The organism is Drouetiella sp., assembly GCF_059504425.1.
In genome coordinates, this window is record NZ_JCACIN010000021.1 from 23,096 (window position 1) to 43,861 (window position 20,766).

19 protein-coding genes are annotated in these 20,766 nt (G+C 53.0%); 11 read left to right on the forward strand and 8 right to left on the reverse strand.

Going from position 1 to position 20,766, the window contains the following annotated elements; translation table 11 throughout:
• Positions 1 to 62: 62 nt before the first annotated feature.
• From AC5JMP_RS04425 to AC5JMP_RS04445, 5 genes are all read left to right on the forward strand, one after another.
• On the forward strand, positions 63 to 1,106 hold the full coding sequence (locus AC5JMP_RS04425; RefSeq protein WP_495850220.1) for a dipeptide epimerase: 1,044 nt from the start codon (positions 63 to 65) through the stop codon (positions 1,104 to 1,106).
• Entirely contained in the window at positions 1,099 to 2,136 is a 1,038-nt protein-coding gene (locus AC5JMP_RS04430) for an N-acetyltransferase DgcN family protein (RefSeq protein ID WP_495850221.1), read from the forward strand. Before AC5JMP_RS04425 ends, AC5JMP_RS04430 begins: the two co-directional genes overlap by 8 nt.
• An 11-nt stretch (positions 2,137 to 2,147) precedes the next feature.
• Positions 2,148 to 2,438 (forward strand): hypothetical protein, encoded by a 291-nt coding sequence (locus tag AC5JMP_RS04435; RefSeq protein ID WP_495850222.1) that lies wholly within the window; start codon positions 2,148 to 2,150, stop codon positions 2,436 to 2,438.
• Positions 2,439 to 2,728: 290 nt separating this feature from the next.
• The gene (locus AC5JMP_RS04440; protein WP_495850223.1) at positions 2,729 to 3,388 is read left to right on the forward strand and encodes a sigma-70 family RNA polymerase sigma factor; all 660 of its coding nucleotides are present in this window, start codon (positions 2,729 to 2,731) and stop codon (positions 3,386 to 3,388) included.
• 200 nt (positions 3,389 to 3,588) lie between these two features.
• Entirely contained in the window at positions 3,589 to 4,152 is a 564-nt protein-coding gene (locus AC5JMP_RS04445; RefSeq protein ID WP_495850224.1) for an anti-sigma factor family protein, read from the forward strand.
• Positions 4,153 to 4,160: 8 nt separating this feature from the next.
• On the opposite strand, the gene AC5JMP_RS04450 is transcribed toward AC5JMP_RS04445, so the two are convergent.
• Positions 4,161 to 4,589, reverse strand: a complete 429-nt coding sequence (locus AC5JMP_RS04450) for a gamma-glutamylcyclotransferase family protein (protein ID WP_495850225.1) — start codon at positions 4,587 to 4,589, stop codon at positions 4,161 to 4,163.
• Positions 4,590 to 4,873: 284 nt separating this feature from the next.
• On the opposite strand from AC5JMP_RS04450, the gene leuS reads away from it, so the two are divergent.
• Both leuS and AC5JMP_RS04460 read left to right on the forward strand, forming a co-directional pair.
• On the forward strand, positions 4,874 to 7,471 hold the full coding sequence (gene leuS, locus AC5JMP_RS04455) for a leucine--tRNA ligase (protein ID WP_495850226.1): 2,598 nt from the start codon (positions 4,874 to 4,876) through the stop codon (positions 7,469 to 7,471).
• Between the two features lie 32 nt (positions 7,472 to 7,503).
• Complete coding sequence (locus AC5JMP_RS04460; protein ID WP_495850227.1) at positions 7,504 to 8,157, forward strand: hypothetical protein; 654 nt, start codon at positions 7,504 to 7,506, stop codon at positions 8,155 to 8,157.
• A 17-nt stretch (positions 8,158 to 8,174) separates the two neighbouring features.
• On the opposite strand, the gene AC5JMP_RS04465 is transcribed toward AC5JMP_RS04460, so the two are convergent.
• Positions 8,175 to 9,833, reverse strand: a complete 1,659-nt coding sequence (locus tag AC5JMP_RS04465; RefSeq protein ID WP_495850228.1) for a sensor histidine kinase — start codon at positions 9,831 to 9,833, stop codon at positions 8,175 to 8,177.
• A gap of 513 nt (positions 9,834 to 10,346) precedes the next feature.
• On the opposite strand from AC5JMP_RS04465, the gene AC5JMP_RS04470 reads away from it, so the two are divergent.
• The 4 genes from AC5JMP_RS04470 (at position 10,347) to AC5JMP_RS04485 (ending at position 14,301) form a co-directional block, all read left to right on the forward strand.
• On the forward strand, positions 10,347 to 11,363 hold the full coding sequence (locus AC5JMP_RS04470) for a glycosyltransferase family 2 protein (protein WP_495850229.1): 1,017 nt from the start codon (positions 10,347 to 10,349) through the stop codon (positions 11,361 to 11,363).
• Positions 11,364 to 11,417: 54 nt separating this feature from the next.
• Complete coding sequence (locus AC5JMP_RS04475; protein ID WP_495850230.1) at positions 11,418 to 12,428, forward strand: NAD-dependent epimerase/dehydratase family protein; 1,011 nt, start codon at positions 11,418 to 11,420, stop codon at positions 12,426 to 12,428.
• Positions 12,429 to 12,472: 44 nt separating this feature from the next.
• Positions 12,473 to 13,792, forward strand: coding sequence for a glycosyltransferase (locus AC5JMP_RS04480; protein WP_495850231.1), 1,320 nt, complete (start codon positions 12,473 to 12,475; stop codon positions 13,790 to 13,792).
• Between the two features lie 137 nt (positions 13,793 to 13,929).
• Positions 13,930 to 14,301, forward strand: coding sequence for a response regulator (locus AC5JMP_RS04485; protein WP_495850232.1), 372 nt, complete (start codon positions 13,930 to 13,932; stop codon positions 14,299 to 14,301).
• 492 nt (positions 14,302 to 14,793) lie between these two features.
• Here the strand turns inward: AC5JMP_RS04485 and AC5JMP_RS04490 are convergent, their stop codons facing one another.
• The 6 genes from AC5JMP_RS04490 to AC5JMP_RS04515 form a co-directional block, all read right to left on the reverse strand.
• Positions 14,794 to 15,063, reverse strand: coding sequence for an HNH endonuclease (locus AC5JMP_RS04490; protein WP_495850233.1), 270 nt, complete (start codon positions 15,061 to 15,063; stop codon positions 14,794 to 14,796).
• Positions 15,060 to 15,467 (reverse strand): hypothetical protein, encoded by a 408-nt coding sequence (locus AC5JMP_RS04495; RefSeq protein WP_495850234.1) that lies wholly within the window; start codon positions 15,465 to 15,467, stop codon positions 15,060 to 15,062. The genes AC5JMP_RS04490 and AC5JMP_RS04495 overlap by 4 nt, the downstream gene beginning before the upstream one ends.
• An 81-nt stretch (positions 15,468 to 15,548) precedes the next feature.
• A complete protein-coding gene (dnaN, locus tag AC5JMP_RS04500; RefSeq protein ID WP_495850235.1) occupies positions 15,549 to 16,691 on the reverse strand; it encodes a DNA polymerase III subunit beta in 1,143 nt (380 codons plus the stop codon).
• Between the two features lie 556 nt (positions 16,692 to 17,247).
• Entirely contained in the window at positions 17,248 to 17,445 is a 198-nt protein-coding gene (locus AC5JMP_RS04505) for a hypothetical protein (RefSeq protein ID WP_495850236.1), read from the reverse strand.
• Between the two features lie 31 nt (positions 17,446 to 17,476).
• The gene (gene recQ / locus AC5JMP_RS04510) at positions 17,477 to 19,702 is read right to left on the reverse strand and encodes a DNA helicase RecQ (protein WP_495850237.1); all 2,226 of its coding nucleotides are present in this window, start codon (positions 19,700 to 19,702) and stop codon (positions 17,477 to 17,479) included.
• Between the two features lie 234 nt (positions 19,703 to 19,936).
• The gene (locus AC5JMP_RS04515; RefSeq protein WP_495850238.1) at positions 19,937 to 20,617 is read right to left on the reverse strand and encodes an MBL fold metallo-hydrolase; all 681 of its coding nucleotides are present in this window, start codon (positions 20,615 to 20,617) and stop codon (positions 19,937 to 19,939) included.
• Between the last annotated feature and the right edge of the window lie 149 nt (positions 20,618 to 20,766).

Below are 20,766 nucleotides of genomic sequence, written 5' to 3' on the forward strand. Positions count from 1 at the left end.
AAATAATATCATGTCTCTGTAACGCGCGAATGCACTAGACCCCTTTCATCAAAATCAATCTCATGCAAATCCAGGTCGAAACCTTTACGGTTCACAAGCGCATACCGCTCACTATTAGCCGAGGCACGACTGCTCAGACCACTAACATTTGGCTGCGGGTCATGGAAGATGGCATTGAAGGTTGGGGTGAGGCTTCCCCTTTTTCGGTGGGTGGCTCTGCTCAGACGACGGAGGTGATTTTGGCAAAGTGTCAAACGATCGCCCCCCTCCTCCAAGACGCAACCCCATACGATCGCCAGAAAATCGATTTTCTCCTGAAGGATCTGCATCTACCCTCGTCGGTATGGACTGCCCTAGATCTGGCGCTGCATGATTGGGTCGGCAAGCGGATGGGTCTGCCACTCTGGAAGCTTTGGGGACTCGATCGCACTCGGATCGTACCCACTTCAGTGACAATCGGCATTAGTTCGCCAGAAGCGGCACAGCAGAGAATTCAAAGCTGGCTAGAGCTGATGACCGTGAAGGCGGTAAAGGTAAAGCTGGGCAGTCCGGCAGGGATAGAAGCCGATCGCGCCATGCTCAAAGCCGTGCAGGAGGTCGCGCCAGCCCACGCCAAGTTTAGCGTCGATGCGAATGGCGGCTGGAGTTTAGAGGAGGCGATCGCCATGAGCCACTGGCTGGCGGATCAGGGCATCACCTATATTGAGCAGCCGCTACCTGAAGGTCAGGAGGCGGAGTTGCCAATCCTGTACCGCCAGTCGCCCTTGCCAATTTTTGTGGACGAAAGCTGTTTCACCAGTCGAGATATCCCGGCATTGAGCGATCGGGTGCACGGCATCAATATCAAGCTGATGAAGTCAGGCGGCTTAACGGAGGCAATGCGGATGATTCACACGGCTCAGGCGCATGGCTTGCAGATTATGTATGGCTGCTATTCGGACAGCACCTTGTCTAATACGGCGGCGGCACATTTGGCTCCCTATGCTGACCATCTGGATCTAGACAGCCACCTAAATCTGCGCGACGATCCGTTTGTGGGGGCAGTGATGCAAGAGGGCTGCTTGATACCGAACAACTTACCCGGTCTGGGGGTGCAACATGCTTAAACCTAGCGATCGCCTAACTCTTCTGATGCATGAAGGCACTCAGGGCACCAAGGGCAAAACCGGAATTTCTCTTTTGCGCTACAGCGATAATCCGATCGTGGCGGTGATCGATCAGCAGTCCGTAGGACAGTCTTTGACAGCGCTAACGGGGATTGCCAGAAATGCGCCGATCGTCGGTTCTGTACTAGATACACTGCCCTATCAACCGGATGTACTGGCGATCGGGATTGCGCCTTCAGGTGGGGGATTGCCAGAGGTGTGGCGACAGGAGATCAAGCAGGGGGTGGCAGCAGGGCTGTCCGTGATCAATGGTTTGCATACGCCCATGGCAACCGATCCGGAATTGCAGGCATTATTGCAGCCCGGTCAGTGGATTTGGGATGTGCGGCAGGAGCCGCCAGGACTTTCGGTGGGTTCAGGGAAAGCGCGGCTGCTCTCCTGTCGGCGGGTGCTGACGATCGGCACGGATATGAGTGTGGGCAAAATGTCTACCAGCCTAGAACTGCATAGGGCAAGCTTGGCGCGGGGGCTGCGATCGCGCTTTCTGGCAACCGGGCAGACTGGTTTGATGCTGGGGCACGACGGCGTAGCGCTGGATGCAGTGCGAATTGACTTTGCTGCCGGAGCCGTTGAGCAGATTGTTTTGCGGCAGGGAGATGCGGATATTCTGCATGTTGAGGGGCAAGGCTCGTTTATTAATCCGGCTTCGACTGCAACCTTGCCGCTGATGCGCGGTAGTCAGCCCACTCATCTGGTGCTAGTGCATCGGGCTGGACAGACGCAGATCCACAACTTTGACCATGTCATCATTCCCCCTTTGCCCAAGGTGATTGAGATGTATGAGTCTGTGGCAACCGCTGGGGGGGCTTTTGCTCCGGTTAAGGTGGTGGGCATTGCTCTGAATACTTTTCACTTGGAGGAAGCAGAGGCAAGGGGGGCAATCGCGGCAATTCACCAAGAAACTGGACTGCCCTGTACGGACGTGATCCGCTTTGGCGCTGAGCCGATTTTGGAGGCGATTTTGATCTAGGTTGGGAGCCTGTGCCAATTTTAATGACTGGCGCGATCGTCTCTTGCAGTCCGTCAGCCATCCAGCAGAACCCCTCAGATTTCTTAGGCTTATCTGCCCAGGTTCTATCCAGATGCAAAATTGTCCTACCGGGTGAAGCGATCGCTCCTGCCAGAGTGCTAGATCTATGTGCAAGACAGCGCTTTAAACTGGGCACAACGCACGGCTCCGCTGAACTAAGTCAGGTAAGCAAAAGTGCTGCTACTCAACGGCTTCAAGAATCTCAAAGAATTTTTCAAAACTTTCCGGATTCTCTGAAATAAAGCTGTAGACGGTCTAAAGAAGGTTCAAAACATTTTGAACTTTTTTTATTTCTTGAATGTTCAGTAATAATTGAACAAACTGAAGATTTAGAAGAGTATGCTAGGTTCAAAGCCGCTAAGTTCGAAGCCGCTAGGTTCGAAGTCTAAGTGTAGACCTCAAGCCAAGACCTAAGCTCCTCCTGCACATCACGGCACCATCAGATCTCCTGCAAACCTGTAGAAAGAAAGGGAACATTTCACCAATGTCAGCGTCATTCAATAATGGAATCCCTCAGAGTCAAGTCCTGTCCATGAGCCGTGAATCTCTGCCCGTATCCTGGTCGGCGGTTGAGGCGATCGCAACTCAAGCTGCTATGCCCGTTGACAAGCTCTCCAATTACGACTTGATCTTGCAATGTCAGACGGGTTTACGTCCAGGCAAGTCGGTGTTCGCGGAACTGATCCGCCGCTATCAGTCTCATGTCGAAAAGGTGCTTTATCACCTGGCACCTGACTGGAGCGATCGCGCCGATCTGTCCCAAGAAGTCTGGATTCGCGTCTATCGCAACATCACTCGCCTGCAAGAGCCAGAAAAGTTTCGGGGATGGCTGAGCCGCATTGCAACCAACTTGTTTTATGACGAGCTGCGCAAGCGCAAACGGGTTAGCCCACCGCTCTCCTTGGATGCTCCCCTGAATCTAGAAGATGGTGAAATGAGCTGGGACGTTGCCTCCGACGACCCGCGCCCGGATGACGAGCTGGCAACGCAGGAGTTTTACGAAAAGCTGCGAGAGGCGATCGCTGACCTGCCGGAGGTGTTTCGTACCACCATCGTGCTACGAGAAATTGAAGGGATGGCCTATGAAGAGATTGCGGAACTAACCGGGGTTTCCTTGGGCACGGTAAAATCTCGCATTGCGAGAGCGCGTCAGAGATTGCAATCTCAGCTGCAGCCGTACCTGGAGGCTTAGCCTTTACCTTGACCCTTTCAACAGATGACGAGCCTTCTCTTGTTAAGTTAATAATGGTTCCTAAGCTAATTCATTCGAGCCGCTTATTCAGAAAATTGACTTGAATCAGGTGCTTCGATCGCGTAGACCGGGTAAATTTAGATTAACTTCGTTGAACTAGGTCACTGTCCACTCTTTCTCTCCCAAGAGATTTTATAGAAATGATGCCCAACTTTAATGAGTACAATGAATCTGATTCTTCTCGCTTTGATCACAACAAGCTTGATCAGGGCAAGCTCGATCATGAAGCAGAAGAGCGTACTCAATTGACTTCCGATGAGATTGAGAAGCGCGATCGCTTTGAGCTATTGAGCGCTTATCTAGATGGTGAAGTTACCGCCGATGAAAAACGCCAGGTTGAGGTGCTACTGGCAACCGACCCAGCTATGCAGCGGCTGCACACCCGCCTGATGAAGCTGCGCTATAGCTTCCGAAGTCTGCCCGTTCCGCCTTCAGAGCAACCCGTAGAGCAGACGGTGGCGCAGGTATTTGCCAAGATTGAGCGCAAGCCTCGGCGGATGGCGTGGGGCGGCGGTTTAGCGATCGCGGCTCTGTTTGTAGGAGCGCTGGTAGGCATTGTGCCTCGCACCGAGTTTGCCCCTTCTATGGCAAGAATCCAGCCTGAGAATGCGGTGCCTAGCAACGGGTTGATGATTGCCCTCGATCGCCCTGTGATTGCGATTCCGAAGGCGACAGTTGCGACTCCTAGCTCTTTGCCCCAGTAACTTGCTTCTCAGTAACTTGTCTCAGCAGCCTTCTCAGCAGCCGTCCATTTCCCATCGGGCAGCAAAACGCCACCCATACCGATCGCCCGTGCGGCACTCATTAGATAAACCCAGGCAGTTCCCAAAGATTGCCCTTCTGGGCTGAATACTTCTACCTCTTGCCGAACATACTCATTCTCTACATCAGCGCGATCGGGGCTGTAATCCTCCAATTCGTCTAGGTCGCTTAGGATGGCTACGTCGGCAAAAGAGAGGAGATAGCCATGGACAGAGCGATCGCCTTGTGCCATTGCAGGATAGTCAAACGGCAGATCGAAGAGTTCTCCATGGGCGACGGCTGGCTGCACTTCGACAACCTGCCCTACACAATAAGATTCATAGTTGCACTCACCAGGTTTCAAGGTTCCGTATACAAAAACTTTGACGAACTTAGCCACAGTTAACCTTCTCTGAGTTAGGGCAACCGCCAAGGCGGTTAGGACGGGGGCATTTTTGGTGGGGCGCTCCGCGCCCCACCAAAAATGCCCTAAGCAAACTGGCAATAGCTATGTTTGCCAGTTTTGAAATTAGCAAGCTGTAGAAAATCACCTTTATCAAGGGCTATTCCATTAAGGAGTTGCCTCAATTAACGATCCAACTACTAATATTTAATCTTGCATCCTCCATCCCTCTAGAATGGAGTGAAGTTATGCAGTCCCCTTTATTGAGTTAGGAGTAGTCCGTGGAGTCCCGTTACAACCCGGCAGCGATCGAGGAAAAGTGGCAGCAAGTTTGGGCAGAGCAGGGGCTAGACCTAGCCCCTGAGAACAGCAGTCTGCCGAAATATTATGCAGTCTCCATGTTTCCCTATCCGTCGGGCAACCTGCATATGGGGCATGTCCGCAACTACACGATTACGGATGTGATCGCTCGCCATAAGCGAATGCAGGGCTATCGGGTGCTGCATCCTATGGGTTGGGATGCCTTTGGGCTACCTGCTGAAAATGCGGCGATCGAGCGGGGCGTTCCTCCAGCAAAGTGGACGCAGCAAAATATTGAGCAGATGCGGAATCAGCTGAAGCAGCTGGGACTGTCTATTGACTGGACTCGCGAGGTTGCCACCTGTTCGCCCGACTACTACCACTGGACGCAGTGGCTCTTTTTGGAGTTCTTCAGAGCCGGATTGGCATACCAAAAAGAGGCGACGGTGAACTGGGATCCGATCGATCAAACGGTGCTGGCAAATGAGCAGGTAGATAGCCAGGGAAAATCCTGGCGATCGGGTGCCTTGGTCGAGCGGCGCTTACTGCGGCAGTGGTTTCTCAAAATTACGGACTATGCCGAGCAGCTCTTAACCGATCTGGACAAGCTGGAGGGCTGGCCCGATCGCGTCAAGCTGATGCAGGAAAACTGGATCGGCAAGTCTACCGGAGCACAGGTCACGTTCACCACCGAAACCGGGGAAGCGCTGACGGTCTTCACCACGCGCCCAGATACGCTGTGGGGAGCCACCTTTATGGTGCTATCGCCTGAGCATCCGTTAGTCGAATCCCTCACGACTCCAGAACAGGCAGAGGCGATCGCTCTCTACCAAGCAGCAGCCGCAGGGAAGAGTGAGATCGATCGCACGGCTGAAGATAAGGAGAAGACGGGCGTTTGGACGGGCAGCTACGCCCTTAATCCTGTAAACGGTGAAAAAATTCCCGTTTGGATTGCCGACTATGTGTTGATGGGCTACGGCACGGGCGCAATTATGGCGGTTCCGGCACATGATCAGCGCGACTTTGAGTTTGCCAAACGGTTCAATCTGCCCATTAAGTCTGTGGTGCAGCCGTCTGGTCAGGTCGATCAGGTGACAGATGCCGAAATGACTGCTGCCTATGTAGACGAAGGCGTGATGGTCAATTCGGGAGCGCTGGATGGCATTCCGGCAGGTAAGGGGGCAGGGCAAAGTGTTGAAGCTGCCGTTCAGTGGCTAGAAGCGAACGATAAGGGCGTTGGCACAATCACCTATCGTCTGCGAGACTGGCTGATTTCGCGGCAGCGCTACTGGGGTTCACCAATCCCGGTGATCCACTGTCCCCACTGCGGCGCGGTGCCCGTGCCCGATGCCGATTTGCCTGTCTTGTTGCCAGAAGGGGTGGAGTTTTCCGGTCGCGGAGCTTCACCTTTATCGAAACTGGACTCCTGGATCAATGTGCCTTGCCCGACCTGCGGCACCCCTGCTCGGCGCGAAACGGACACCATGGACACGTTTATGTGTTCTTCCTGGTACTACTTGCGCTATCCCGATGCCAGGAACGACAAGCAGGCGTTTGATCCTCAGAAAGTCAACGACTGGCTACCCGTAGATCAGTATGTTGGCGGCATTGAGCACGCGATTTTGCACTTGCTGTATTCGCGGTTTTTCACGAAGGTGCTACGCGATCGCGGTTTGCTCAACTTCGATGAACCCTTCAGCCGATTACTGACTCAGGGCATGGTGCAGGCCGTGACCTACAAGAATCCGACGACCGGGAAGTACGTGCAGCCGCACCAAGTTGACCCCTCTAGCCCCCATGATCCCGACACGGGCGAGGCGCTGGAAGTCTTCTATGAAAAGATGTCGAAGTCTAAATATAACGGCGTTGATCCCAAAGATGTATTGGCAAAACAGGGGGCAGATACGGCACGAATGTTTATTTTGTTTAAAGCGCCACCTGAGAAAGATCTGGAGTGGGATGATGCCGATGTCGAAGGGCAGTTCCGCTTTTTGAATCGAGTATGGAGGCTAGTGACAGAATTTGCGGAGCAGCCAGGGTTTGCTGAGCAGCCAGGAGCCGGGGAGCCAGAACTAACTCAAGAGCTAAGTAAGGAAGAGAAAGATTTGCGGCGATCGATCCACCTGGCAATTCAGGCAGTGAGCGACGACTTGGAGGGCGAATATCAGTTCAACACCGCCGTTTCAGAAATGATGAAGTTAAGCAATGCTCTGGGAGACTCATCCTGCAAGAGTTCGCCTGTGTATGCTGAGGGAATCAACACATTGCTGAAATTGCTGGCTCCCTTTGCGCCCCACATCACCGAGGAGCTTTGGCATGGATTGGGGCACGCTGACTCGATCCATACCCAAACTTGGTGCAAACTCGATCCTGCCGCTCTGGTGGTGGATGAGATTCCGCTGGTGATTCAAGTCATGGGCAAAACGCGCGGTACAATCCAGGTGCCCTCTCAGGCCGATCGCGCCTTGCTAGAGCAGCTGGCTCGTGAATCAGAGCTGGCGCAGCGCTATATTGCAGACAAAGAAGTGAAAAAGGTGATTGTGGTGCCTGGAAAGTTAGTGAACTTTGTGATTGGCTAACTTTACGCTTGGCTTACGTTAACAGAGGCGAGATGAAATTGCGAAGGGTGGCTTATCTGCTGACGGCGTTAGGACTAGCTGTATTGACGGCTTGTACCCGCCCTTGGCAAGAAGCCACTCCCTCGGCAAGCGCTAGCGCCTCTGTCGGGGGAGTGGCAGATCACTCCAGACCCGATGCCCGAATTTTGCCTGTCAATGTTGAAGGGAAGCTGACAGAGATTGAGCTAAAGCTTTTCGACCAGCCGCCGCTGCCGTTCACCACCTATGTCCCGGTCAAAGATTTCACCAGTGAAGTGGGGTCTTCTGAAGAAGGGACTGGCGTACGGTTTTATTACAGCCTTAAGGGCGTGAAAAATGACAAAGCCTACATCCACATCTTTTTGCCGACTCAAGCCATTAGCGTTGAGGAGATGCAGGATTTACTGATAGGGGATGGCGGACTGATGGCAAGCAACGGTTGGGAGTTAAGCGATCGCACTGACATCGTTAGCTATGGCTGGGCAAAGGAAAAACTCATTTATCAACAGCGTACGCCAACCCAACTCTTCATGGGTTCTATCTATGTGGGTGAGCAGAACAGGAGAGCCTTTTACGCATTCACGCATTATCCGGTTGAAATTCGTAATGCCTTTGAGCCACGATCGACCGTAGTTCTGGAAAGCCTGCAATTCAAAGCGCAAAATTAGGATGCAGAAAGCATGGCTTAACCTGGGTATGATTTCGTTGCCAGAGGCAGCACAAACCAAAACTGAGAGCCACAACTAGGAGCGCTGTTTACCCCGATCGCCCCACCGTGAGCCGAAATAATTTGCTGACAGAGATATAGGCCTAAGCTAATACCCATGAGCTGCCGATCGTCGAGGTTGGCAATTTTTAGGTTAAACAGGCGATCGCACTGTGCCATCCGAATGCCCTTACCGTTATCCGCAACGCTGCATCGAATTGTTTCTCCCTCGACCTCAGCTCGAAGCGTAATGGTGATGCCAGGTGGGTTGTGTTTGACTGCATTACTCAACAAATGCCAAAAAACGTGCCGAATCTGCGATCGATCGATCCAGACAGACGGCAAATCGGCAGAGATATGATTCTCTAGCGTCACCTGATTTTGTTCCAATACCGCACTTAGCTCAATAATCACATTGGGCAGCACCGACGCGAGCGATGCACTTTGGCGATCGAGCGTCACCTCTGCCGTTTCATATCTGTAAACTTCCAGAAGAGAGTTGAGCTTGTTGAGCTGTACTTCTCCAGAGCAAGACATCCGCTCCACCAGCGTGCGAGACACCGCAATTTTCTCTCCAGCTTGAGCTTTCAGATTGTTCAAAACCATTAGCATTCCTATGACCGTAGTGCGAAGGTCATGGGCGATCGCATGGATCAGCATATCCGTCATCAGGATTCGCGCCTCTGCCTTGCGCCCCTCTGCCTTCATGGCGGCAACCACGAGGCTGGTAATGGCAATGACTCCTGTAAAAGCTTGCAGCAACAGCACTTCTTGTCCGGCATCGGCAGGCATGGCGGCAAAAGGGCCTCGACCCAAAGCTGTACCGCTAATGGCGATCGCCGACAGCACAAAGCTAGCTAACGCAGCATCCGGCAAGCCAAATCGCAGAGCCGCCCAAATGGCAAAGGGAAAGGACACATATTCCAAAGGATACAGGGCGATCGCAAGCTGAATTTTAGAGTAAAAAACCAGGCTGCTGACGATGATCAATAGCCCCAGCATCAGCAGTTTTTCAAGAGTGCGGCGATGCAAGCTGCAGTAATCTAACTTACGGCTGCGGCAGCGAGAAAGGAGTAACCGCGCTGTCTGCCAGTTTTTCTGCAATCTCACCCGCCCGTTAATCTGCCAGTTCAGCATCAGGGGTGTCAACACCAAAACGCCCATGCCATCCCCGATCCACAGCGTTTCCCAGTTACGCGGGATCTGGCTCCAGCCGATCAGCCCTGCGCCGTATGCTAGGGTGGTGCTGATCGTTGCTCCCACCAAAGGCACCGCTAGCACCACCAGCCCGACAAAGATCAGCACATCTCGCAGACGCTCCATAGAGTTGCGAAAGCCGCTCCGTTGCAACAGGAAGGCTCCGAGCAGGGCTTGCAAGGTGTCGCCTACCGTATCGCTGATTGCTAGCGACCAAGGCGCATGGATAGCATAGTTGGCGCAGAGGCTACCTAGCACAATGCCGACCCATGCCCATCGGATGCGCCAAAGCAGCACTGCCACCGCAATACCCGCAGGAGGCCAAAGGGGCGAAGCCTCGACTCCCAGATTTAGGCTCCATAGAGAAAGTTTAGCCGTCAAAAAGTAGGTGATGGCGATCGCGCCCACTGCCCAAAAATGTCGTCTGAGGGTTTTCTGCATTCGCCTTAACTGAACGTTCGCCTGAGCTAAAGGGGTTTTGCGCGATCGTCTAACCTGCCATAGAACCCGATTCCCTAAAGTCGCTCAGAAAAGCTGCCCCTTACTTCCTCCAGGTGGATGAACTGCGTGGGTGAAGGGAGTGAATACGAGAATGTCTGTAGGTTTACAATTTCAGAGGGAATTCTAGAGGCAACCCTGCTCAAACTTCATAAATCCTCTCAGCATTTTTAAGGAATTAGCAGAATCTAGAGTGCAGTAGCTATGACCACCTTAAAGACGCTTAGAATTTTAGGGGCTGTCGCCATTTTTTGGCTTTCCTCTAGAGTCCAGGTTGCGCATACCCACTTTAGGGAGCAGGGTGGGCACAATAAGATCTCAATTTAACCTCTCCTCCATTCAGTCACTCCATACAGCAATTTTCAGTTGCATAAACCACAGTTATTTTTGAGGAGCTGCGCTCCGCACAGCTCCTACAAAAATAGCCCTTAACCAAGCGCAAAGCGATGTAAATACATGAGTAGTATTGGCGTAGTCACCATCGGGCGAAACGAGGGCGATCGATTAATTCGGTGCCTCAAGTCTCTCATTGCCCAGCTTCCTGAAGGAATGCCGATCGTCTATGTTGATTCTGGCTCAACAGACGGCAGCGTAGCGGCAGCTCAGGCGCTAGGCGTAAAGGTGATTGACCTGGATATGTCTGTGCCCTTCACCATGGCACGAGGGCGCAACACTGGATTTACCTATCTGGTGGAACATTTTCCTGACCTTCAGTACGTCCAGTTTATTGATGGCGACTGTGAGCTATGTCCAGGGTGGATCGATCGAGCTTTACAGGCAATCGCCACCGACGAAAAACTGGCGATCGTCTGCGGTCGGCGGCGAGAGCGTGCCCCGGAGGCTTCACCCTACAACCGCATTGCCGACATGGAGTGGAATACGCCCGTGGGAGAGGCTCAGGCTTGCGGCGGCGATGCTCTGATGCGGGTAAGCGCCATTCGGGAGGTCAACGGCTACAATCCCACGCTAATCGGGGGTGAGGAGCCAGAAATGTGTGTGCGGCTGAGGCAGCGCGGCTGGAAGATCTACCGCATTGATGCCGACATGACCTTTCACGATGCAGCCATGTTTCAGTTCAGCCAATGGTGGAAGCGATCGCTCCGGGGCGGCTGGGCAATGGCAGAGGGCGCGGCAATGCACGGCAATTTGCCAGAGCGCTATAGGGTCAAAGAAAGCCGCAATCGCTGGCTCTGGGGGCTGATAGTGCCGATCGTGTCACTGGGTCTTGCCTGGTTTACCAATGGGCTGAGTCTGCTGGCATTTTTGCTATACCCCGTCCTAGTTTGGCGGGTCTACCAGTACCGCCGCGGCTTTGGCGACTCTGCCGCAGATGCGCGACTCTACGCTTTTTACTGCATTCTGGGCAAGTTTCCTGAGGCGATCGGTCAGATGAAGTATTGGCTGACCCGTTGGCAAGGAAAGCAAGCCACGCTAATTGAATATAAGGTGCCCAGCGCAAATGTTAGCCCGTAAAAATCTCAGTGAAAAGCCCAGTAAAAGTAACGACCACCGAGGAGCAAAGGGAGCATGAAGCTACTGATCACAGGGGCATCCGGTTTTCTGGGACAATATGTGGTGGCAGAAGCCTTGCGGCGCGGGCATCAGGTACGGGCAGGCGTGAGGGCAGGGCGATCGCCTCTACAGGGCAGTTTGACCTGGCAAAATCACCCCAACCTGGAGTTCGCCAAAGTTGATTTGTTGCAGCGAGAAACCCTGCCAGATGCAGTTCGAGGCGTGGATGCCGTGATTCACCTTGCCGCCGCCATGAAAGGAGATTTTCAGGCGCAATATGCGGGAACCGTCACCGCCACCGAGAATCTGCTAAGCGCCATGCAGGATGCGGGCGTTTCTCGCTTGATCGCCATTAGCTCCTTCTCGGTTTTTGACTACCTCAACCTGCCAGATGGCTCAACAATTGAGGAAAACTCGCCGCTGGAGCAGAATCCCGCCCAGCGTGATGCCTACACCCAAACAAAGCTGATTCAGGAGGCGACCGTCCGGCGGTTTGGGCAGACGGAACAGGTGACGATTCTGCGACCCGGCATGATCTACGGGCGGGATCACCTGTGGAATGCGCATTTGGGACTCAGGGCAGGCGATCGCCTCTGGCTTCAGATTGGAGCCAATGGTCAGATGCCCCTCACCTACGTCGAAAACTGCGCCACGGCGATCGTTCTGGCGGCTGAGCAGGAGGGGGCGATCGGTCAGACGGTTAATATCGTGGATAATGATCTGCCGACTCAAAGTGCATTTGTAAAATCCCTCACCCGACATCTGAGAAAATCGCCTCTGGTTGTGCCGCTGCACTGGAATGTGCTTTGTCTGGTTGCTCAACCGCTCTGGCAGGTTAATAAGCTGCTTAAGGGAAAGCTGAAGCTGCCCGGTCTGCTGGTTCCGGCAAGACTTCACGCCCGATTCAAGCCGCTCCGCTACAGCAATGCTGTTGCCCAAGACTTGCTGCACTGGAAGCCCCAGTACGATTTTGAAACTGCGATCGATCGCAGCTGTAGCACTACCGATCTGCTGACAGCACCCTGAATCTCTTCTCAAAGCCCCTATTCGAGCGAACCCAGGAGTTACCCATGCGCATTGCTTACCTGACTGGCGAATACCCCAGAGCCACTGATACCTTCATCCAGCGTGAGGTGTTCACGTTTCGCAAGCAGGGAGTTGATGTGCAGACTTTCTCCATTCGCAGAACAGGCGATGAGCATATTGTCGGAGTGGAGCAAGCCGCCGAGCGCGATCGCACCTTCTACATTTTGCCCGTCAGATCGATCGCTCTATTAGTCGCTCATTTCACCCTGCTAATTGCCTCCCCCGCGCGCTACCTGAAGGCAATTCAGCTCGCCTGGTCTACGCGGCAGGTGGGGCTAAAGGGAACTTTCTACCAGGCTTTTTATTTCCTGGAGGCTGGCATCCTGGCGTACCAAATTCGCCAAAAGCAAATTCAGCATTTGCACAATCACTTTGCTGACTCTAGCTGCACGGTTGCTATGCTGGCGGCGGAGTTGGGTGGCTTTACCTTCAGCTTTACCATGCATGGCCCATCTATCTTCTTTGAGCCGCACCGCTGGCAGATTGGCGAAAAGATTAAGCGCGCCCTGTTTGTCTCCTGCATTAGCCACTTCTGCCGCAGTCAGGGCATGATTTTTGCTCCCGCCGATCGCTGGAATCGAATGCACATCATCCATTGCGGCGTTGAGCCAAGTTTGTTTGAGCAAGTAAAGCATCAGGGCGTTGGCAAAAACCTGCTCTATGTGGGGCGGCTGGCAGTCGTCAAAGGCTTACCGATTTTGCTGGAAAGCTTGGTGACGCTGAAGCGATCGCATCCCGACATTACCCTAACGGTAGTGGGCGATGGTCCCGATCGCCCTCAGCTAGAGCAGCAGGCTACGCAGATGGGCTTGGCAGCAAACGTTCGGTTTGTCGGCTACCAGTCTCAGGCAGAGGTACGCGAATGTATGCAGCAAACCGATATTTTCGTCATGTCTAGCTTTGCCGAAGGGGTGCCCGTGGTGCTGATGGAGGCAATGGCGGCAGGAGTGCCCGTCGTGGCGACCCAAATTGCGGGCGTGAGTGAGCTAGTAGAAGACGGCATCAGCGGCTTCCTGGTGCCGCCCGGAGACCCGATCGCGTTGGGCGATCGGATTGAGAAGCTGTTACCCAGCGCCGAGTTTCGCAATAGATTAGGAACGGCAGGTCGCGCCAAGGTTGAGAAGGAGTTCAATATCGATCGCGAAGTGGCGCGGCTCTATCGCGTCATGACGACGGCGCTTCAAGGCAAGATCGAGTCTACTCGCCCTAGCTTTGTTGAAGAGGAAAACTACCTTTCCAGCGTTGAGATGGGCGCTGAGAAGATTAGTATTGAGAAAATGATCGAATCTAGCCCTTCAGCCTGATAATCAGTTCTTACGGGTATTTTTTCTAGAGGTTGCCCTAACCTAGCTGCCCCAGTTTTCAGAAGGTAGTAAAAGTGTTTTAATACAGCAAAGGCTAGGGTCAGTGCAGTTCTTTTAATCGAGCGAGACTTCTCACCGTGTACCGCATTCTCATTGTTGACGACATTGACGACAATGTCGTTCTCTTGCAAACGCTTCTGGAAACCGAAGGATACACTGTGGAAACGGCAGCAGGCGGTTGGGCAGCGTTGCGTCAAATTAAGGCTCACTGTCCTGATCTGATCCTGCTGGATGTGATGATGCCCGACATGAGTGGCTACGAGGTGATCGAGCGCGTTCGTAATAAGCTAGAGTTTACCGTTCCCATTGTGTTGGTGACAGCCTACAGCGACATTAGCCAAGCAGAAGGAATGGCTATGGGTGCCAATTACTTAATACGCAAGCCCATCAACAGCGACGAGCTGCTAGATTGCGTTGAAAAGCTTTGTGCTCAGGCTCATAATCTATAGGCAAAATCTAGCGTTAAATTGCAGGGAATTCAGGTGCTCTGGTTCTATTTGAATGGAAGCGCCCCCTTTCCATCACCATGAGCAACCTTTTTTCTGAGCAAGAATTGATTGAGCTTTCTGCGGAAATTGAGGTGCAGTTGCGTGAGGTGCATCAACTGCAATCGATCGCTCCTCAGAAACCAAGATGAGGATGCGCTTTGTGCATCGCTTAACCTGGCTGAATCAATGGTAGTGATGGCAATCTTGGCAGGGATTGCCGATCCGAGGACATTGGATGCGTTGAGGGTAGAGGCGTAATTACAACTCTCTTACTCAGAATCTCCCTTCATAAGAGGATCTGAGCCTCGATTCTCAGGGATAAAGTTGCTGCGAAATCAAGGCTTGGCGGATTTGCAGACGCGTTGGGTCATTCAGCCTCAACAGAAAACCAGTTGTACGCCCGACAGAGTTCAACCCTAGAATATGGGCTTCTTCAAGTTTGAAGTGATCAGCTCAGTCTTGCCCTCGTGGGTTGAACAATGGCGTGATTTCCCCTGTAATTGGGTCAATGCTGGTCAAATCTGACCCTTTGCGTCGGTTGCAGGGCAGGCAGGAAAGCACCAAATTGTCCGCGATCGTTTCTCCACCATGCTTAAGCGCAACAGCATGATCAACCTCATGGGTGTAGATGGAAAAGTCTTGAGGCATCCGGCAATATTCACACTTTCCCTGAGCACGATCGCTCACCAACTGCCGCAACGAAACAGAAATGTAAGGAGTCACACTGAATAAGGGCTGTCAGAGATATTTTGAGTGGCAGCGTAGGCTCTAGCTTTGAGTAAGGTCATGAGCGCATCAAGCTGCTCATACACATCCAGTTCAGCCGTTTCTGATGGATCGAGACAGGTGTCACGATTCTTTTGCAGCAGTGCCTGTAAGCGTACCTGTGACTGCTCAGACACTTTGAAGGTCAGAAGCTGTTCGGAGGTAGGACGTGCAACCAAGAAATCTAGAACTTCTAAATACGTAGGAGGAAGCTCGGCAGTAGCAGGCAATCCTAAGCCAAGAGAAGATTCACCAGGCAAAGTCGTGGCAATGAGGCGAGTAAAAAGCTCTGAGAGCTGGTCGTTAAAGGGAGCAAGACGTTGGGCTAAATCATCCGGAATTTCGATCGTCAGTTGCGCCATTGGGGTTACACAGGTGAGGGGTTGAGGGAACTATTGAGCGCTCGTGGCTCACTCATAAGCTATCGATCGCCTCTTCAAACCTTAACTCCGGATCTGAACAGGCATTACCAAATACGTCATTTTCATTCCACCCAACGGAGTCAAGATCGAAGGACTGGTCGAAGTGTTGAACTGCATCTGCACATCCTGGGTATTCAGCGCCTTCAGACCTTCCACCAGATATTTGACGTTAAAGGCAATATCCAGGTCTTCACCCGAAATTTGAGCCGCGATCGCCTCTCTGCCATTTCCTACATCCTGCGCATCTACCGACAGCACTAGCTCTTGCTTGACGCTATCCAGGCTCAGCTTGACGATGCTGTTGCGCTGATCGGCAATGACGGCAATCCGCTCCAGGGCACCGCTGAAGGAACGGCGATCGACCGTGAGCTGGCGCGAGAACTGGCGGGGGATGAGCTGGCGGTAGTTGGGGTACTGACCTTCTAGCAAGCGGCTGGTGAGGCGCTGATTTGCCCATTCAAATACGAGCTGACCGGGATCAAAACGCACGGCGATCGCCCCGCTAGTGGCATTCAGCATCAGCATTCGCTCTAGCTCCCGCAGCGCCTTGCCGGGGACGGTGACGTTAAACTTCAGTTCCTCGATCGGCTCGGCGTCTGACTCTGGATCGATCGTCTGCACGACCGCAAGGCGATGTCCGTCCGTTGCCGCAAATTCCAGACCTTCTGCTTCCGCAGAGATGTGCACCCCCGTTAAGACCTGCTTAGTTTCATCCGCACTGGTCGAAAATAACGCGCCCCGCAGCCCCTCAATCAGAGCGTCTACGGGTAAATGTGCCACCTGTCCATCATCCACCGTCGGCAGTTCCGGAAACTCCTCTGCTCCCATACCGCGCACCTGATATTTTCCCGATACCGAGGTCAGCGAAACCAGCGTGTCCTCGCTGCTGGTTTCTAACGTAATTTCACCGTCTGGCAAGCGGGAAACAATGTCACCCAAAAGCTTTGCAGGTAGGGTCAGCGTTCCTTCCGCTTCAATCTGGGCGCTAAAGCTGGTCTGAATTCCTAGACTCAGGTCAAATCCCGTCAGCCGCACCTGCTGTTTTTCCACATCTGCCACGAGCAGAACGTTTGCCAACACTGGATGGCTAGGACGTGAGGGAATTACTCGACTGACGATCGACAAATGGGTATTGAATTCGTTTTGAGCGCAGATCAATTTCATGGGAGGAACGTTACAGGAGAGGAGAACGGCAGCAAGTCAGGGACAAGTGAACAAAAATCTGAGCAAAACCTTAGAGAAAGAGCATGTGCTACCCACCAAAGCTTAATCGCTAACTCTAAAGACACATCTTTCTTGGAAGCAAATCCTAACACCGTTCTCAGAGAACGTTCAATTTAGATCTGAAATTTCTTTTTAAACTCCGATCGCCTCAAAGAAATCTTGGAGCGTTCTTATATCTAGATATAACTTTAAAGAGATCTAGTAGTAGTAGGGTCTGTGGAAAATGTGGAAAAGATGTGAAAGCTCAGCAGGGAGCGAGGTTAAAGCCGCTACGGGCTGTGGAGAAATCTAGAAAAGATGATATTCTTTTTCGGATGATTCAGATGAGGCGATCGTTTTCCTACTTTAAGCTAGAGTTTTCCTCAACTTATCCCCAGTTTTTTCCACAGAAATAGACAGGTTTTCCACAGGCAAGATTACCTTTACAAAACTACATAGAGCTAGTCTCATCTTGAGAATGGTCATGGAAATCTCATCTTGAGAATCATTGAGCTGTTTACACCTCAGCTTTCCCGCCAGCTTTCCAAGCTCTCCAGCCCAGAGCGATCGCCATCACAATCGTGGGTAGCAGTACGGCAATCAAAGCATTCTGATTGGTATTGGCGATGGCAAGGCTGGGCGCAGCGTACTTGATCGCGACCGAGAGCAGAGCAGAAAAAATGAGGAGTTTGAAGATAACGCCAGTGGGGTTCATGTTTTTTGAAGAATAGGAAAGCGTAGTTTTCCTATTCTCCCACTCTGGCTTCTTGCGATCGCCACCAAGACCGCACCAGCCGAATTTCGTCATAGGCAAAGTTTTCGCCTAGGCGCTCCCGAATTTCTCGCAGAGATAGATCGCCAACGGTTTCGATCGCTGCCTGAATCTGGCATTGGCGTTCTGGCGACACAATCTGATCAATGTTGATCGACTGCCCTGCCTCCATCAGCAGCGCCAGGTGATCGTAGACGGTGGTGAGGCGAATGTTACGCTCTTCGGCGATTTGGTTGGGGCTGAAGCCGTTGCGGTACAGCTCCAAGGTCTGAAAGTGGGTGTGGGATACCAGCGGCTTGGCTGACTCAGAGGCAAGCACCTCTTGGGGCGCTGAGGCAGAGCGGAGGGGAATCCCCTGCTGTTCGCAGAAGGCGCGAATCTCGGCAACAAAGCGATCGCCATACTGCCGCAGCTTGTGGCTGCCCACGCCGGAAATCTCGGAAAACTCCTCCAGGGTTTGGGGCTGCACCTGAGACATGAGGCGGATACTAGAGTCGGCAAACACGACGTAAGGCGGCACAGAATGTTCATCAGCAACGGATTTACGCAGCGATCGCAATTGGTCAAACAGCAGTTCTGCCTGTGCCCTAGACTGCGAACTGCCTTCAGATTTGGCCGTGGGCTGGTTGGGCAGCGCCACCTGCACCGATCGCTGTTTCCGCAAAACCTCCCAGCTCAGGGCATTCAGCTTGAGGACAGCATAGCCATCGCTGGTTTCTTCTACTAGACCTTGATGCAGAAGCGATCGTCCCAATGCCCGCCATTCGTCGAGGCTGTGCTCTCTGCCGATGCCGTAGGTGGAAAGCTGGTCATGTCGGTTGCTGAGAATTCGCTTGTCCTTGGAGCCGCGCAGCACGTCAATCACGTACTTCATGCCAAACCGCTCTTGGCAGCGGGCGATGCAGGAGAGAAACTTTTGGGCTTCGATCGTCCAATCCACCAGCGGCTTCGGGCGGAGGCAGTTGTCGCAGTTGTCGCACTGTCCGGGAAAGCGTTCGCCGAAGTAGCTGAGCTGGATGGTGCGGCGGCAGTCGGAACCTTCGGCGTAGTCTATCACCTGGCGCAACTGCTGACGGGCGATTTGCTGCTCTTCTTCCAGGGCGTTCCCCGTGACGGGATCAATTTTCTGAGCAATCAGAAAATCGATCGTCTTAATATCGCCCAACCCAAAGTAGAGAATGCACTTTGCCGCTTCGCCATCCCGTCCGGCGCGCCCCGACTCCTGATAATAGCTTTCCAGGTTGCGCGGCAGGTCATAGTGAACAACGAGGCGCACGTCTGGCTTGTTGATGCCCATGCCAAAGGCGACCGTTGCCACCATGACTCGCACATCATCTCGAATAAAACGGCGCTGGTTTTTGGAGCGATCGCCATCACTCAACCCCGCATGATAGGGCAATGCCTCAATGCCGTCTTGCTGGAGCCGCAGGGTAATTTCATCGACCTTCTTGCGGCTGAGGCAGTAGATGATGGCTGCTCCGGGCGTTTGCCGTACTAACTGGAGTAGCTCCCGATAGGACTGACTCTGCTTGGGGCGCACCTCATAATACAAATTCTGCCGATTGAAGCTGGCGACATGAATATTCGGCTGCTGTAACCCCAACTGCTGAATGATATCTAGCCGGACGCGCTCGGTGGCGGTAGCCGTCAGCGCCAGGACGGGCACATCAGGAAAGCGCGATCGCACCTCGCGGATTTTGCGGTACTCTGGGCGAAAGTCATGTCCCCACTCAGAGACGCAGTGGGCTTCGTCGATCGCCAGCGCCGCAATGCCCACCTGATGACGCACCTGCTCTAGAAACAGCAAAAACTGCTCGGTCAGCAGCCGCTCTGGGGCGACATACAGCAGCTTGATCTTTCCAGAGAGAATCTGGCTGGCACGATCGCGCACCTCTGATGATCCGACCGTGCTGTTCAGAAAAGTGGCTCCGATGCCGTTATCCCGCAGCGCCTCCACCTGATCTTGCATGAGGGCAATCAGAGGGGAAACAACGATCGTCAAACCCGACTTCAGCAATGCCGGAAGCTGAAAACACAGCGACTTGCCGCCGCCCGTGGGCATGATCACCAGCAAGTCCTGATTCTCCAGCGCCGCCTCAATAATCGACTGCTGCTCTAGCCGAAAGGTGTCATAGCCAAAGTAATGTTTGAGAGCTAGGTCGAGGGATTCAAAAGCGGGTGGCGATACATTGACGGTCATAGCGGTTGCTTTTCTCAGGCTCAAATCTATCTTATAGGTAGTACGGGCGATCGATCGCCTTACAGTGCTTTGCGCTTGATTAAGTATGGGTTATTTTTGTAGAAGCCGTGCTCCGCGCGGCTTCTACAAAAATAACTGTGGTTTATGCAACTGAAAATTGCTGTAAGTGAGGTGCTGTAAGTGAAGCGCCTCACCAGTGCTTGACGTGATTCGCACCCTGCTCAGCCCTAGCTGCTATAGGATGGGTCGGGCTTGCAGACAGGCTTGTAGATCAAGTTGCATCAGCTGCTCATAAGCCCGATCGATCGCCCGTTCACCTCTCAAAAAGCCCGTGCTAGCTCCAGGGCAAATGTATTGCAGCGTCTCAGAGGAAAAGCGATCGCGCAATTTCTGCACGTTCCCGATTTGTCTGCGCCAATGGAAGGTTCTCGAAATCCGTAAGGGCACGGGTTCGCCCTGCTGATTGGGCAAGAGGTGCCGTCCGCTAAACAATATGCCGCCTGCTTGAGCGTAGTGTAAACACGATGATCCAGGGGAATAGCCGCAAGTCCAAATTACCTGGCTGCTGGCGCTAAGGCTAAACTCTTGCTGAAAGGAAGTGACGGGAATTCCGGGCAGCAGGTATGCCTCCTGCTCTTGAATCAGCACTTCACATCCAAGGGTTTCCTGCATTTCCTTGACGTGAGCGATCGCCCCTCGATGGGTCAAAAATAGCCAGCGTACGCCTTTTTCTTGCAGAAATGCCTGATTCCCAGGCTCCCAGGCTGGACAATCGATCAGGATATTGCCTGTGTTTTCCAGAATTAGATAGGCAGTTCCCCCTAGCGTTTCTCGGTTGGGTGGAAAAGCAAGAACCGTGTCGAAAACCGATCGAGGAGGTTTGAATGGGGGGTGCAGGGGAAGTTCAGCCGTCATTCGGAGAGGTTAGCTATGACCTGAGTGTCAGTATTTGGAGACAAATTGAAATTGAGAAAGATTAGAACTTAAGATTGAATCAGGCAAGTCTGACAAGTTCTCAGAACAAAGCTTGTTAGTCTGCCTAGTTTAGCCGCACAACCGCATTC